16 protein-coding genes are annotated in these 14,960 nt (G+C 70.7%); 4 read left to right on the forward strand and 12 right to left on the reverse strand.

All coding sequences use genetic code 11. The annotated features are described in order from the left end of the window. Window positions 1-111: 111 nt before the first annotated feature. From ACWIFB_RS12935 to ACWIFB_RS12955, 5 genes are all read right to left on the reverse strand, one after another. On the reverse strand, window positions 112-1,593 hold the full coding sequence (locus tag ACWIFB_RS12935) for an alpha/beta hydrolase (protein WP_454058450.1): 1,482 nt from the start codon (window positions 1,591-1,593) through the stop codon (window positions 112-114). Beyond that, on the reverse strand, window positions 1,571-1,975 hold the full coding sequence (locus ACWIFB_RS12940; protein ID WP_454058451.1) for a hypothetical protein: 405 nt from the start codon (window positions 1,973-1,975) through the stop codon (window positions 1,571-1,573). Before ACWIFB_RS12940 ends, ACWIFB_RS12935 begins: the two co-directional genes overlap by 23 nt. 205 nt (window positions 1,976-2,180) lie before the next feature. Beyond that, window positions 2,181-2,744, reverse strand: a complete 564-nt coding sequence (locus tag ACWIFB_RS12945) for a DUF1648 domain-containing protein (RefSeq protein ID WP_454058452.1) — start codon at window positions 2,742-2,744, stop codon at window positions 2,181-2,183. A gap of 53 nt (window positions 2,745-2,797) precedes the next feature. After that, a complete protein-coding gene (gene purT, locus ACWIFB_RS12950) occupies window positions 2,798-4,033 on the reverse strand; it encodes a formate-dependent phosphoribosylglycinamide formyltransferase (protein ID WP_454058453.1) in 1,236 nt (411 codons plus the stop codon). Between the two features lie 107 nt (window positions 4,034-4,140). Beyond that, window positions 4,141-4,950 (reverse strand): hypothetical protein, encoded by an 810-nt coding sequence (locus ACWIFB_RS12955; RefSeq protein WP_454058454.1) that lies wholly within the window; start codon window positions 4,948-4,950, stop codon window positions 4,141-4,143. A gap of 256 nt (window positions 4,951-5,206) precedes the next feature. On the opposite strand from ACWIFB_RS12955, the gene ACWIFB_RS12960 reads away from it, so the two are divergent. Next, on the forward strand, window positions 5,207-6,304 hold the full coding sequence (locus ACWIFB_RS12960) for a CaiB/BaiF CoA transferase family protein (protein WP_454058455.1): 1,098 nt from the start codon (window positions 5,207-5,209) through the stop codon (window positions 6,302-6,304). Between the two features lie 2 nt (window positions 6,305-6,306). Next, the gene (locus tag ACWIFB_RS12965; RefSeq protein ID WP_454058456.1) at window positions 6,307-6,702 is read left to right on the forward strand and encodes a GntR family transcriptional regulator; all 396 of its coding nucleotides are present in this window, start codon (window positions 6,307-6,309) and stop codon (window positions 6,700-6,702) included. Window positions 6,703-6,864: 162 nt separating this feature from the next. On the opposite strand, the gene ACWIFB_RS12970 is transcribed toward ACWIFB_RS12965, so the two are convergent. Further along, window positions 6,865-7,824 (reverse strand): hypothetical protein, encoded by a 960-nt coding sequence (locus ACWIFB_RS12970; RefSeq protein ID WP_454058457.1) that lies wholly within the window; start codon window positions 7,822-7,824, stop codon window positions 6,865-6,867. Window positions 7,825-8,240: 416 nt separating this feature from the next. Between ACWIFB_RS12970 and ACWIFB_RS12975 the strand changes: the two genes are divergently transcribed. Continuing rightward, entirely contained in the window at window positions 8,241-8,528 is a 288-nt protein-coding gene (locus ACWIFB_RS12975) for a hypothetical protein (RefSeq protein ID WP_454058458.1), read from the forward strand. A gap of 81 nt (window positions 8,529-8,609) precedes the next feature. Here ACWIFB_RS12975 and ACWIFB_RS12980 read toward each other — a convergent pair whose 3' ends face one another. From ACWIFB_RS12980 to ACWIFB_RS12995, 4 genes are all read right to left on the reverse strand, one after another. Continuing rightward, complete coding sequence (locus tag ACWIFB_RS12980) at window positions 8,610-9,896, reverse strand: adenylosuccinate synthase (RefSeq protein ID WP_259842917.1); 1,287 nt, start codon at window positions 9,894-9,896, stop codon at window positions 8,610-8,612. Between the two features lie 111 nt (window positions 9,897-10,007). Continuing rightward, entirely contained in the window at window positions 10,008-10,910 is a 903-nt protein-coding gene (locus tag ACWIFB_RS12985; RefSeq protein ID WP_454058459.1) for a 5-oxoprolinase subunit C family protein, read from the reverse strand. Then, window positions 10,907-11,677: a 5-oxoprolinase subunit B family protein gene (locus ACWIFB_RS12990; protein WP_454058460.1), complete on the reverse strand. Its 771-nt coding sequence runs from the start codon at window positions 11,675-11,677 to the stop codon at window positions 10,907-10,909. The genes ACWIFB_RS12985 and ACWIFB_RS12990 overlap by 4 nt, the downstream gene beginning before the upstream one ends. A 12-nt stretch (window positions 11,678-11,689) precedes the next feature. Continuing rightward, entirely contained in the window at window positions 11,690-12,517 is an 828-nt protein-coding gene (locus tag ACWIFB_RS12995) for a LamB/YcsF family protein (protein WP_454058461.1), read from the reverse strand. A gap of 131 nt (window positions 12,518-12,648) precedes the next feature. On the opposite strand from ACWIFB_RS12995, the gene ACWIFB_RS13000 reads away from it, so the two are divergent. Then, window positions 12,649-13,305, forward strand: a complete 657-nt coding sequence (locus ACWIFB_RS13000; RefSeq protein ID WP_454058462.1) for a hypothetical protein — start codon at window positions 12,649-12,651, stop codon at window positions 13,303-13,305. Here ACWIFB_RS13000 and ACWIFB_RS13005 read toward each other — a convergent pair. Both ACWIFB_RS13005 and ACWIFB_RS13010 read right to left on the reverse strand, forming a co-directional pair. Beyond that, window positions 13,250-14,539: an FUSC family protein gene (locus ACWIFB_RS13005; protein ID WP_454058463.1), complete on the reverse strand. Its 1,290-nt coding sequence runs from the start codon at window positions 14,537-14,539 to the stop codon at window positions 13,250-13,252. The two genes, ACWIFB_RS13000 and ACWIFB_RS13005, sit on opposite strands and share 56 nt — an antisense overlap. Next, window positions 14,496-14,912, reverse strand: coding sequence for a DUF3151 domain-containing protein (locus tag ACWIFB_RS13010; RefSeq protein ID WP_452099903.1), 417 nt, complete (start codon window positions 14,910-14,912; stop codon window positions 14,496-14,498). The genes ACWIFB_RS13005 and ACWIFB_RS13010 overlap by 44 nt, the downstream gene beginning before the upstream one ends. Window positions 14,913-14,960: the final 48 nt, after the last annotated feature.

Raw genomic sequence — 14,960 nt, forward strand, 5'->3', positions numbered from 1 at the left:
CACCCCCCGGACCATTGATGGCAGGGCAAGAAAGCCATGCCCACTCAAGCGACCAGACCTCCGACCACCGGAGGTTCAATAACGGTAACGGGCGGTGTGCGGACGGGGCGGCTACTCGGTGTCAGCGATGAGCCTGCCCAGTTCCTCCAGCGACACCGTCCCGCGATCGAAGTACGTCGAATGGGTGGTGCCCACCGACCGAGGCCCGGCCCCGGGCTCGGTGACGTCCACGGCGAACCCGCCGAAGTCCCCGCTTCCGGGCCGCTCGCCCAGCACCCCGGTGATCGACCACCACGGCACTGCATCCCACCTGCTCGCCACGCCCGCGACCTCCCGGTCGTGTGCCCGCCGTGATGCGCCGCCCTCGTCCACCCACTGCTGCTCGATCGATTCAACAGAAGCGCCAGGGCTACCGACGTGGATCATCAGGTCGGCCGCCAGCCCTCGCGGATCCGAGGCCGCCGCCCCGAGCGTCGCTGATCCGTAGCTGTATCCCACGGCCGTGTGCGGGGCGTCGTCGCCGTCCATCGCCTCGACCGCATCCAGACCAGCGGCATACGTACGCAGGTCCTCGTCGTGCGCTCGTGCGGATGCCAGGGATCGACCCGCCTCGGCGATGGTGTCCGGCGCGTGGTAGCCCTGCCACGCCACCGACACGCACGCCGTGGTCTCCGCGTCGACCGGCGCCGCATCGACGGGCTCTGCGTTCCGAGATTTCGGCGAGCGGACCTCGTCCGCCGCCTCACACATAGCTGCCGCGCGCTCGCCGGTTCGCCCGAGTGTCTCGAGCGATGATCCCGTGCCGGGCACCAGCGTCACCACCCGGTCCGCGACATCGGGATTCTCGCTCGCCACCACCGCCCGACCATCGGCGTGCAGGGTGAGCAGATGCCGACGAGGGTCGGCGTCGAGGTACTCGGACAGCGCAGCGAGCCCCGGCCCCGCGTCCGCGAGCCCGGCGTCTGCCCCGCCGCGGTCGAGGGCGTCGAGCAGCCGTCGCAAACGAGTCCGATTGAGGGCATCACGCGCGGCCGATGACAACCCCGCCACCGACCCCAACTCCGGCTTGTCGCGGGCCAGCCGCTCGCGGTCGGCGGGCCCGAGCGAGTGCCACAGGGCGGCGATCGCACGCGGGTCGTCGCCGGTCGTCCCGGAGAGGTCAAGGCATGGCCGGGCATCCGGGTCCGTGGCACCGGCCAGCACGTCCGCCGCCTCGCGAAGCCGCTGCACGAGGGCATGATCAGCGTCGACCACGGCCGTGTGATCGCCAGCGCCCGGACGGGCGAGCTCGTCGTCGTCCCAACTCATCACCGCCCGCGCCAACCCGGCACCTTCCACGCGCAGTACATCTGACAGGAAGAGACACGCGCCGGCGATCGTCCGCGACTCGGCGGCGGCATCGGCCACACTCGCCCGCGCGCGGCGCCCCGCGCGGCCGAACCACCCGCCGCGCTCGGGGCCCGCGCCCAGCCGGCGGGCGACCGCGTCCAGGTCCTCGGCCGCGTCCGACACCGCGCGCCCCACGGCGGCGGAGCGCGCCTCGGCGTGGTCGATGGCCGTGACCAGCGCCTCAGCCCGCGGCGCGGGAGACACGGCGCGCCACCTCCTCGTCCACTTCCGCCAGCAGCCCGGCCCCGCGGGTCATCGCCCCGGCGATCCGGTCGGTCTCTTCCGCGCTGTCTCGCGCCCTCCGCGCCAGCAGTGCCGAACACTCCGCCAGCGCGGGCCCGCAGATCAGGCCGCCCGGCACCGACGCAGCCATCCCGGACGCGGCCGCCGAGACCTCCTCGAGTGCCCCGACGAGTTCCGCCGAGCGCGTCGCGCCGGCCTCCCCGGCCTCGCGGACCCGGTCCGCCTGGCCGAGGACCGCTGCCCGCTGGAACGCCAGCAACCCCGCGCCGCCGTGGTCCGGCCCCAGCCCACGGCCCGGTCGCGACTCCTCCCCTGGGTCCGCCGCTGAATCCTGCTCCGCCATCTGCCCCGCTCCCCTCCGGCCCGCACGCCCGGGCCGCTCAGGGCATCACGCTAGGTGCGGGCAGCGGCCGGACAGCGCTTCCGACGGGGTGCTGTGGATGGGGTGGACGACCATTCACAGGAGACACCGCGGGAGGTCGGCGCAACCGCGCAACAGGGCACGCACACGCGCCCGATCGGCTCGCATAAAGCCGCTCAACGCCTGCTCAGAGCACATCCTGTTCGGCGTAGCGGCCACCGGCGTACATGCGGGCCAACACCGCGAACAGTCCTACGCCGAACACCGCGAGCGAGCCGTACAACACCCCGTTCGCCATGGAATCCGACTCCGCCCGGGCGGTCATCGTGATCCCCACGTCGATCGCCACCAGCAGAGCCAGCGTGAGAACCGTGATCAGCCACAGGTCCTCCCGCATCAGCCGCTCGAACCTGCGTAGTCGTGGGCCGGATGTAATCCACCAGTCCCGATTGGGCGCGTTGATGGCCTGCGGCCAACGCAGCACCAGTCGGGCCAGCGACGGCAGCGGGATCACGCACAGCAAGGGGATCAACACCGAGAACGCGAGCGCGCCGTTCTTGCTGGACCAGCCGTCTGCCCGGCCGGAGCCGTCGAAGTGGGTGGGGACCCGGTCGGGCAGGACCATGAACTGCCAGATCACCACCGCCAGCCAGACCGCCACCGCGACGATCGCCAGCACACGGATCCACGGTGCAGTGGGCTCACGCGGCAGGTCGCGGGCGTCGTCGATCGGCGAACTCGTCGTCGTCATATGTCGGACCCCTCGGGCACAGTCTTCGCCACGATCAGTACCGCACGCGGCACCTACTTCACCACCCGCACGTGCGACGCGGCCTTGCGGGCGCGCTCGAGGGCGGTCTCGATGTTCTCGGCGGTGGCCACAGCCACTCCCATGCGGCGGAACTCGCTGGTCGAGGGCTTGCCGAACAGGCGGAGGTCGGCTTCCGGCACAGCCATCGCCGCGGCCACGCCCGTGAAGCCCACACCCTCGGCGCCCATCCCGCCGTATATCACCGCGGACGCGCCCGGGCTGGACATCGTCGTGACGACCGGCAGGCCCAGCACTGCGCGGGCGTGCATCTCGAACTCGCTGAGCACCTGGCTGCGTAGCGTGACCAGACCGGTGTCGTGAGGTCGGGGGCTGACCTCGGAGAAGTACACGTCGACGCCCTTGACGAAGAGCTCGACACCGAACACGCCGACCCCGCCGAGCGCGCCCGTGATCCGCGCCGCGACCGAGCGCGCCGAGTCGTAGGCGTCCTGGGTCATGGCCTGCGGCTGCCACGACTCCACGTAGTCCCCACGCTCCTGGGTGTGGCCGATCGGCTCGCAGAAGTCGGTGCGGATCCGACCGGTCTCCGGGTCCACGCTGCGTACGGTGAGCAGGGTGATCTCGTACTCGAAGTCGACGAACGACTCCACGATCACGCGCGCCCCCGCGACGCGGGCGCCGGACTGCGCGTAGTTCCATGCCGCCTCGACGTCGTCGGGACCGTCGAGGGAGGACTGTCCCTTGCCCGACGACGACATCGTCGGCTTCACAAGGCACGGATACCCGGTCGTGTCGCAGGCCTCGCGTAGCTCCTCGAGCGACGAGGCGAAGGCGTACCTGCTGGTGGGAAGGCCCAGCTCCTCGGCGGCGAGGCGGCGGATGCCCTCGCGGTCCATGGTCAGCCTGACCGCCCGCGCGGTGGGCACGACTCGCGCCAGACCTTCGCGCTCGATCTCCTCGAGCGCGGTAGTGGCTATGGCTTCGATCTCGGGCAGGATCACCTGAGGCTGCTCCAGCTCCACCACCCGGCGAACCTCGTCGGCGTTCGTCATGTCGATGGTGTGTGAACGGTGCGCGACCTGGTGGGCGGGCGCACCGTCGTAGCGGTCCACGGCGATCACCTCCACACCCAAGCGCTGGAGTGCGATCGCCACCTCCTTGCCCAACTCGCCGGAGCCGAGCAGCATAACGCGTGTTGCCTCCGGGGCGCCGGGGGTGCCGAAGCGGTCCGTAACGGGCGGAGCCAGGGGATCATGCGCGCTGGTCATGGCACACAGGCTAGTAGATGGCAGCAGACGGCCCCGGCAGGTCCACCCGCCTGTGGCGAGGGCCTCCCGGGGCCGTCTGGTTTGCGATGGTGCTGAGGGCTGGCCGATTACTCGGCGGGCTCCTCGGCCGGGGGCTCCTCGGTGTCGGCGTCGTCGCCGGCACTGGCTGAGGCCAGCGAGCCGAGGGCCGTGACGCCGGTCTCGACACTGCCGCCCGAGACGGAGCCAGCCTGGATCGATCCGCCCGGAACAATTTCGTTGATCTGGTCCGCGACGACCTGCTTGTCGATGCCGTTGTAGGTCTCTCGGTCGCCGCTCCCCTCAGGCAGACACACCACCACGGCGAGCGCGGACGTCTCCGGCGAGGGGGGCGTCCAGGAGACTTGGTCGCCTGAATCGACGGTGATGCTCTCGCCGCCCAAGCCCAGTGCGAACCCGGCCACGAATCCCGCCACGTCGCCGCCCTCGGCCGGATTGGGATCCGCCCTCACTATCGGCTCGCCCTCGGCGTTCCCACCGAAGAGCGAGACGTCGCCGCCCTCTTCGAGAGCGTCCATCAGAGCGAGGGCCGCTACGGCGTCGTCGGGGTCGTAGTCGGTGTCGATGTCGTTTTCCAGCACCGTCGAGTACGGCGCGGTGAAACCGAGGCACTCCTGCGCGCCATCGGTCTCATTGACGTACGTGATGGCAGGGCCGCCCTCGGCGTTCGGCGTCACGGCAACCGGGCCGTTGAGCGCTTCAGCGGCGGTCTCGAGGTCACCGGCGACGTCTCCGAGGCCAAGTGAGCTGCTACCGAGTGAGCCGGTCGCACCCTGATCGTCGTCTTGCGCGGCAGCGACGCCGGCCCCGGCGAGAGTGGTTCCGGCGGCCAACGCCAGCGCAGAAGCGCCGGCAGCGAATCCTTTGAGACAAGACATTGAAACTCCTTGCGTGGGGAAAACTCCGCGCAAACCTGATGGACGCGTTGACGTCTCAGTGAATGCCGTGGCCCACGGTGGTGGAAGTCACAGGAACTGCGTGGCTATTTGGACGACCGATCCACAAGATGAGCTGATTCTCACTCCCGGCGCCCACCTGTGCCACTTGTGTCACTCGTGCCACATTGGAGGTGCCGCGCTCGTCAGGCGGTGAAGGCGATAACGTGTGGGGAAAGCCACACGAAAGGGCACACCTGTGACCACTGCATCTACCGGCCCGCTCGCCGGCATCCGCGTCGTCGAACTCAACGGCATCGGCCCCGGCCCGCACGCCTGCATGATGATGGCCGACCTGGGCGCCGACGTCGTGACCGTCATGCGTCCGGGTGAACTGGCCACCCAGGTCGACGGCTGGGCACACATCACCCGTCGCGGCCGAACCGTCGTGGAGGCAAACCTCAAGAGCGATGAGGGCCTGGCACAGGTGCGCGGCCTGATCGCCAAGGCGGATGTGCTGGTCGAAGGCTTCCGCCCCGGGGTCACGGAACGAATGGGCCTGGGCCCGGACGAGTGCCTCGAACTCAACCCGAGGCTGGTGTACGCGCGGATGACCGGCTGGGGGCAGTTCGGGCCGCTCGCCCACACCGCTGGCCACGACCTCAACTACATCTCGCTCACCGGCCACCTCAATGCGACCGCCCGCAAGGGCGAGCGCCCCGTGCCCCCGCTGAACCTCGTGGGCGACTTCGGCGGCGGGTCGATGTTCCTCATCCAGGGCATCCTCGCGGCAATCATCGAGCGCTCGACCTCCGGAATCGGTCAGGTCATCGACGCAGCCATGACCGACGGCGCTTCCGTCCTCGGTCAGTTCCAGTGGGCCATGCGCGGCCGCGATCAATGGTCGGACGTCGCCGGCACGAACATGCTCGACACGGGATACCCGTTCTACGACGTCTACACCTGCTCGGACGGCAAGTTCATGGCCGTCGGCGCGCTTGAGCCCCAGTTTTACGCCGAGTTCGCCCGCATTCTCGGCATCGACGGCGACGAGGTCCCCGGCCAGTTCGACGTGGACCGCTGGGACGAGTTGCGAGAGGTCATCGCCGGCAAGTTCGCGGAGAAGACCCGCGACGAGTGGGCCGAGCAGTTCTACGGCACCGACGCCTGCACCACTCCGGTTCTGACGTACACGGAGTCGCTGGACCACCCCCACAACGTGGCGCGCGAGACCTTCGTCGACGTCAACGGCGACATGGGCCCGGCGCCCGCGCCGCGATTCTCGCGCACCCCTGCCGCCCCGGTCCCGGCCCCGCCGCCGCGTGAGGTGACCGACATCGACCAGGTCTGGGTCTGACCATGAGCGAGGCGGGGGCCGGCTCGCAGGTTGACGGGATAGTTCTGGCATTGGACCCACACTCGACCGAGCCCCCGTTTCGCCAACTCAAGGGGCAGATTGTCGAGGCCATCCGCCGTGGAACGCTGACCCCCGGGACCCGCATGCCGGCGATCCGCACCATGGCGACGGAGGTCGGGATCGCGGCAAGGACGGCAGCCAAGGTCTACAGCGAACTCGAGGAGGCGGGAATGCTCGAGGGCCGCGGCCGCTCAGGAACGTTCGTCACGGCTCCCGATCGGACGAGCGCGGTTCTGACCCGCGCCGCCGAGGAGTTCGCCGAACGGGCCGTCGGCTCTGGTTTCACGTTGAACGAGGCGATCACCGCGGTCCGCGTGGCATATAGCCACGTTGACTGACCAGTCTCGCGCCCTTCGATCGGTCGCGATTCTGCAGGCATCGGCCGAGTAGCCGCCTGCAGGATCGCGACATCGTTTGACGAAATGCGACGAGATTCCACGAATCGCGACCTACCACCATCGCGTATCGACTTCCAGTCACCGAACACCGCGGTGACGCTGTCACGGCCGCCAGCCTTGACGCTCGAATGCGGCGCGCGCAAAGCCGATCAGGTCTTTCGGCGACCTCAACATCCCATGTGTCACGCGGGGCACGTCCCAGCCCAGAACTCCTAGCCGGGCATTCGACATGGAATCACGGTCGCGGCGCTCCCGTTTGAGATGTTCCTCCCCGTCGTACTGCAGTCCCACCTTCCACTCCCGGTTCCCCAGATCCAGCCGAGAAACGAGTCGCCCCAGCTCATCAAATACCTCGACCTGTGATTCCAGTTGCGGAAGGTCCGTTGCTGCCATCAGCAACCGCAACTCGGTCTCCTTAGGGGACTCGGCCTTGGGATCGACCGACGGCAAGAGACCGAGAACCCGTCGAACGCCAGTGTGGCCAGCCATTGTGAACGCGGTCTCGGCGATTGCGTCCGGAGTTGCGCGCCCGGTCCTGCACATCGAATCGAGCGCGGCGACCGCTCTGACATCCGAGTCGAGTTGCCGAGCCAGGTCGATCGCCGTGCGAGCTGGTGTGGTGACAGACATGCCGCCGACCTGTACGGACTCAGGGGCAGCGCGCCATCTCCGAACGACTATGCCGGGCGGCGGGGTTCGGAAGTCCGGTCTCCAGAGCTGCACGGCGTCGTCGACCATCTCAGTCCCGAAGTACTCCTCCCCAGAAAGGAATGCCGCTGTACCAGCACACAGCACTGAACCGGGGCCGGCCCAGAGCCAGGCCGCCCGAATGGTCTGATACGTCGTCAGCTCGGCTGACCTCGCCACGAAGACCCGTGGGTGCACCTTTCGGAATCGGGTCTGCAGATCATGGCGGGTCAGCACTCCGTACTGCAGCGCGGCCCGGCCGAGAAAGGGTTCTCCGCGATAGACCGCATCCACAAACCGTGCTGCCGATGGCCGGCTCGTCGCGAAATCTGCTGGGTTATCTAGCGCCACGATTCCATCGTCGTCGGTGGCCACTGGGCGATCGGCGACGAACAGGGCGGAATGTGGATAACCCGTCGACGATCCACAGGGTTTGACGTGCGAAGACACCGAGTTTCTGCGCCAGGCGGCCTCATTTGGCAGGAATCTCGGCAGCGGGCTCAGTTGCGGCCTCAGGGCGCCGCCCCCGCCGACATCTCTGCCCTTGCCCGGTCGGTCGCGATTCGTGAAATCCGGTCGCATATCGTGAGATCCGGTCGCGATCTTGCAGGGGTCTACTCGGCCGATGCCTGCCAGAACGCGACCGATCAGAAATGGGATGCGGATCCCTCGCGGTAGGTAGCAAGGCCCGGCCAGCCCCGGTCCAGTTGCCCCTCCCGGCAAGGAGCGGCGACGCCGTGAAACGCGGCACTCTCGGTAATGCCCCCGGCAACGCGCCCGATAGGACACACATGAACAAGTCCCGCACCGGTTCCTTCGCCGCCGCTCTGGCGCTGACCGCCGCCACCGTGGCCGTCGCCCCCGCCCATGCCGCCCCCGCCGCCACCGTGGATTCGGCAACAGTGCAGTACGACACGACCGGCGCCGAGTCCTCCGCGAGCGGGTCCCTGGAGAACGAGGCCGTGCAGGTGGGGCTAGTCCTCATCGCCGGCATCGGCGTCTCGATCGCGTTGGCGGTCGGCGCGGGCATCGGTGGCGGCGCGATCGAACTCCCGCCGTTCCCCGGGCTCCCGGTCTAAGCGCCCACGCAGCGAGAAAAGCGCCCCGCACCCTTCAGGAGAAGGGCGCGGGGCGCTCGTCAGCTCGCGCGGCGAACAGCCTCACGCCAGGATGTCGCGCCGCACCACGTTCTGGTCGCGGCCGGGCCCCACGCCGATGTACGACATGTGGCACCCGGCCAACTCCTCGAGCCGCAGCACGTAATCACGCGCCTCGGGCGGCAGATCCTCGAAGACGCGGGCTCCGGTGATGTCCTCTTCCCAGCCCGGCATGGTCTCGTAGATCGGCTCGGCGTGGTGGAAGTCGGTCTGCGACATGGGCATCTCGTCGTGCCGCACGCCGTCCACGTCGTAGGCCACGCAGATCGGGATCTCGCCGATGCCGGTGAGCACGTCCAGCTTGGTCAGGAAGTAGTCGGTGAAGCCGTTGACGCGCGCGGCGTACCGGGCGATCACGGCGTCGTACCAACCACAGCGGCGGGTGCGGCCGGTGTTGACACCCACCTCACCGCCGGTGACCTGCAGGTACTCGCCCCACTTGTCGAACAGCTCGGTGGGGAACGGCCCGGCGCCCACGCGGGTGGTGTACGCCTTGACGATGCCCAGCGAGTGGGTGATCTTGGTGGGCCCGATGCCCGAACCTACGCAGGCGCCACCGGCGGTCGGGTTGGACGACGTCACGAACGGGTAGGTGCCGTGGTCCACGTCGAGCATGGTGGCCTGGCCGCCCTCCATGAGCACGGACTCGCCGCGCTCGAGCGCCTGGTTGAGCATGAGCGTGGTGTCGGCGACCATCGGCCGCAGCCGGTCGGCGTAACCGAGGAAGTACTCGACCATCTCCTCGACCTCGACCGCGCGGCGGTTGTAGATCTTGACCAGGATCTGGTTCTTGAGGTGCAGCGCACCCTCGATCTTCTGCCGCAGGATCGACTCGTCGAACACGTCCTGGACGCGGATCCCCACACGCGAGACCTTGTCGGCGTAGGTGGGGCCGATGCCGCGCCCGGTGGTGCCGATGGCCTTCTTGCCGAGGAACCGCTCGGTGACCTTGTCGAGCTGCTGGTGGTACGGCGCCACGAGGTGCGCGTCGGCGGAGATCCGCAGGCGGGAGGTGTCGGCGCCGCGCGCCTGCAGTCCCTCGATCTCCTCGAAGAGCGCCTCCAGGTTCACCACCACGCCGTTGCCGATCACCGGCACGGCGGTGGGCGAGAGGATGCCGGCGGGCAGGAGCTTGAGCTCGTACTTCTCACCGCCCACCACGACGGTGTGGCCGGCGTTGTTCCCGCCGTTGGGCTTGACCACGTAGTCCACGTGGCCGCCCAGGATGTCGGTGGCCTTACCCTTGCCCTCGTCGCCCCACTGGGCGCCGATCAGAACGATCGCTGGCATGGTTCGCATTCACCTCGAATGAGTCGTCGTCACGGTGCACCGGCGTCAGACACCTGACAGCGAATCCGCGCACACCAACGCCCCAGAATAGTCCGTACCGCCGTGAACACCCTAGTCGGCGACGCCCCGCAGCCTGCGGAATCGCACCGGCGTTCCCGGTAGAAGCTGCGAGATCGCGTCCGCGGACCGCGCGGTGAGCACACCGATGACGGGGTACCCGCCGGTCACCGGGTGGTCGGGACCGAACACCACGGGCGCACCGTCGGCCGGTATCTGTACCGCGCCGCGCACCATGCCCTCGCTGGGGATCTCCGCGCGGGAGAGCCGCGGGACGGGGCGGGCGGGGTCGATGCGCACGCCCACCCGGTCGGCGTGCCCACTGACGTGCCCGGTGCGAGCGAGCACGTCCCACGCCTCGTCGGGGAACAGGTCGTCGCGCGGCCCGGGGATCACGTCCAGCTCGACGCCCACGTCACCGCTGGTGGGACCGACGCCGCCGCCCACCGCGGGGTGCCAGCCCTCGGCCCACGGCCCCGCCACGAGGTCGCCCACGCCGAGCCGGCCCCCCGTGACGACGGGTGGCGGCCCCAGCGCGGCGAGGGTGTCGCGCGAGCGGCTGCCCAGCACGGGCGTCACGTCGATGCCGCCGCGCACGGCCAGGTAGGCGCGCAGTCCTGCGTCGGGCCGCCCGATCTCCAGGGTCGCCCCGGCCTCGAGCCGGAGGACCTCGCCCGTGGCGGCGGTGCGGCGGGAGCCGCCCGGAGAGACGACGACGACAACGCCCACCGCCCCCGTCACCGCCACCACCGCCGGGACATCGGTCAGTATGGTCAGCCCGCCGAGCAGCACCTCGAGGACGGCGGCCGCGGGGTCGGTGCCGACGGCCCGCAGCGCAGTGGCCGCGGCGGCGCGATCGGCGGCCCCCGAGGCGGTCACCCCGATGTCGGCGTGCCCGGGCCGGCCCAGGTCCTGCACGAGCACCGATGGCCCGGCCCGGAGCACCAGCAGACTCATCTGGCCCCTCCGGCGCTGCCGATGTCGGCGCTGCCGGCGCTGCCGGCGCTGCCGGCGCCGTCTGCACCGATGTCACGGAACCGCACGAGCGTGCCGGGTGCGAGCAGCGCGGGCTGCGGACGATCGATGTCCCACAGTGGCGCGTCGGTGGTGCCGAGCAGTCGCCACCCGCCGGGTGAAGCGCCGGGGTAGACGGCGCAGAACCGGTCGGCCACGGCCACCGATCCCGCCGGCACCTTCGGCCGCGGCGAATCCAGCCGCGGGATCGTCGGCATCGGCCCGGGGCCCGGGTCAGCGCCGGTATCGAGTTCGCCGGCTCCGAGTTCTCGCGCGTCGACGAGGTAGAAGAAGCCCGGAGCGAACCCACCGAACGCGGCCTTCCACGTGATCGAGGTGTGCATCCGGACGAACGCCTCGACGGAGACGCCGGCCAACTCGGCGACGTCGGCCAGGTCGGGGCCGTCGTAGCGGACATCCAGCGTCACCGTGCCCGCTGCAGCACCAGCCCCAGCTTCGACCTCTACCCCCGCGGGCTCGGGGCGGGCCGTGGGGCCGGCGGCGAGCAGGGCCTCCAGCGCCCGCCGCAGCCGCGGCAGATCGGCGGCACCGCGGGCGGTCACCAGCACGGTCCGGGCGGCCGCCACCACATCCACCGCCCCGAGAGGCGCGGCCCCGATCTCCTCGGCCCACCCGACCGCAGCCGCGAGATCCGCGCACTCCAGCAACAGCGCGGCCTCTCCGCAGGGGCGGATCCTCGTCGTCGTCATGGCGGGCCGGTCCTACCCGGACCCGGCCGGCTCCACGAACGGCGCCACCTCCACGCCGGCGGCCTCCAGGTCGCCCCGCACCCGGCGGGCCAGGTCGAGCGCACCGGGGGTGTCGCCGTGCACGCACACCGACGCCGCGTCGATCACCACGTGCGCCCCGCCCGCCGCGGTGATCTCCTGACCGGTCGCCATGGCCACCACGCGCGCGGCGACCTGGTCCGGGTCGCTCAGGACCGCGCCCGGCTCGCCGCGGGGCACCAACGTGCCGTCGGGCCGGTACCCGCGGTCGGCGAACGCCTCCGCCACCGCCCGCACCCCGGCTGCCGACGCGTGGTCGAGCACCACCGACCCCGGCAGGCCGAGCACCGGCAGCGGCTCCTCGCGGGCCAGCTCGGCGTAGCGCAGCACGGCGTCCATTACGCCGGCCGCCTGTTCCGCGTCGTGGACGATACGGTTGTAGAGCGCGCCGTGGGGCTTGAGGTAGCGCACCCGCGTGCCGTGGCGGCGGGCGGCCATGTCGAGCTCCTCCAGCTGGAACTGCACCAGGCGGGCGACCTCCTCACGCGACAGGTCCTGCGCCACCCGCCCGAAGTTGGCCCCGTCCCGGTACGAGGGGTGCGCGCCCAGCGCGACGCCCCGCTGCGCGGCGGCCACGGCGGTGGAATTCATGGTGGGCCGGTTCCCGGCGTGGAACCCGCAGGCGACGTTGGCCGAGGTCACCACGTCGAGCAGCGCGGCATCGTCCGGGTCGGGGCCGGCCCCGGGCGCGAGAGACGCGGCCCAGCGCGGCGTCCCCCGGCGGGCCTCACCGAGGTCGCAGTTGAGGTCGATCCTGCGCATCCCTCCATCCTGCCCCACATGTCGACTCCGGTCCGGCGCTCCGGCCGTGGTTCGACCCCCTCGCGGGCCCCGCCCCGCCGGCGACAGCCCCTGGTTCGCCCCCGCGGCCCGGGACGGTCATGATGGAAGTCATGATCGTCATCCGCTGCGGCTCGACGCCGGTCCCGACGGTCCTGGGTGAGCACTCGCGCATCGAGGTGAGCGAAGTGCCCAACAAGGACGAGATCAACCGGGCGCTGGCAGAGGTCGGGGCCCGGCGCCGCTTACTGGTGTGTGGCACCGACGCCGGCCTGTCCGCGCTGCTCACGCGCCTGATGCGCACTGAGAATCTCGATGTGGAGATCGCCTACATCGCCGAGGACGCCACCCCGGCCACGCGCGCCTACGGACTGCCGACGGGTTCGGCGGCCGCGAAGCTGGGCGTGCAGGGCCGGGCGCACGAGGTGCCGTTGGTGCGCGACGAGACCGGGGCGGTGCTGGTGGGCGAGGCCACCGTGACCGGGGCCGGCGACGACGTGCTGGTGGGCGAGGCCTACGCCGACGACGACAGGGTCTTCACCGGCAAGGTCGACGCCCTCACGGTGCGCGTCTCCCGCGACCTGCCGGGAGTTCGCGCCACCGCGGACCGGCCCCGCAGGTTCCGGCGTCGGCAGTGGTTCCAGGCGCGCGCCGTCCAGGTGGGCACGCCCGGCGCGCTGATCACCCGCGACGGCATCACCGCGCGGCGGCCGGTCAAGAGGACGACTTTTTACCGTCATATCGAGCCATTGAGGCTCGTGTTGCCTTGAACGGGGGCAGCACGGACGTCGGCCGGTCAGGCGAATCGGGCCACTCCTCGAGCAACTCCGGCTCCACCGACGGGGTCCGCACGGTCGGCGGCAGGGTGGCCACGGCCGAGATCTTGCTCAGCCCCGCCACCTGCATCATGTCCACCAGGACCGAGCGGACCTGTGCCAGCATCACGGTCTCGGTCAGGCCCGGATCGAACAGCAGCTCACGCTTGGCGCGCGAGGCCACGGCCCGCAACTCGCGGTGAACCTGCGCGTCCTTGGGCGCGTCAGGGTCGTTCGCCACCCGCCGCGCCAGCAGCTCCACCGCGTCGGAGAGCGACCTGAGCAGAGCGACCAGCGCGGGCGGCACGTCCACCTGGTCGTCCACGGCGACGATCGCCCGTCGCGCGAGCACACGGATGTTGCGGATGCCGTTGTCCAGCGGGTTGAGGACCGCCGCGAGCGTGACCTCCTCGGGCCTGCGCCGCCGGTAGAACGGCGAGATCTTCACGAGCTCGCGCGCCCCGGCGAGCTGCTCCTCGATCGCGTCGATCGCCGGCTGGGTGTCGCGCGCGTCCTGCAGCGCGCGTCGGATCCGGTCCGAATCGCGGGTCTCCAACCCGTCCGCCACCTCCCCGAGTACCGAGGACGCCACGCCCAGCAGCGATGCGGCCTCGCGGCGGACCCGCTTGAGGGGGTGGACCGGCATCAACGCCATGAGGAGCAGCGCCACGGCGCCGCCGACGGACGCATCGACCATCCGATCGTAACCGCCGGTACTGCCCGGCGGCAGAAGCGTGGCCACGAGGATCGCCGACGACGCCGCCTGGGTCCCCACCAGGGCGCCCCGGTCGAGGAACACCGCCGCCGACATCGCCAGCACCACCACGGCCGTGATCTGCCACGGCCCCGAGCCGATGTGCGCGATGAGCAGGTCGCCCAGACCGACGCCCACCACTACTCCGATCACGAGTTCGATGCCGCGGCGCACCCGCCGGCCCATGCCGATGCCCAGCGCGATGGCCGCGGCGATGGGCGCGAAGAACGGTCGCGGGTGGTGCAGGAGGTCGTTGGCGATGAACCAGGCCAGGCCAGCGGCGATACCGCACTGCAGGATCGGCAGGAATGCGTACGCCAGACGCCGGCTCCGCGTCCTCAGCGGAACCGGCAGCGCGGCGTAGACGCCCAGCGCGCGGGCGTCGAGTCGGTCACGCCAGGCCGAGAGGCGCGGCGGCGTGCGGGTCTGACTCATTGATCAGGTCCAGACAACGGATGTACTCGTCCTCCTCGCCGATGGTCTGCGCGGCACGGGCCAGTGCGGCGACGGCGCGCAGAAAGCCGCGGTTGGGCTCATGGTCATACGGCACCGGGCCGAAGCCCTTCCAGCCGTGGCGGCGCAGCTGGTCGAGGCCGCGATGGTAGCCGGTGCGGGCGAACGCGTACGCCGACACCGCGTCATCGGCGTCCAGCGCGCGCTCGGCCAGCTCCGCCCATGCGACCGACGCCGACGGGTGCGAGGCCGCCACCGTGCGGGGTTCCTCGCCCGCGGCGAGGGCGTCCTCCGCCTCCGGGTCGCCGGTCAGACGGGTGGGCGGGGGGCCGAGAAGGTCTCCGAACTGGGTCATGCGTTCCATTGTCCATGATTCCGCCGAGCGACTGGCCGCGTGCGTGCA

It is taken from the genome of Dietzia sp. NPDC055340, from assembly GCF_053645335.1.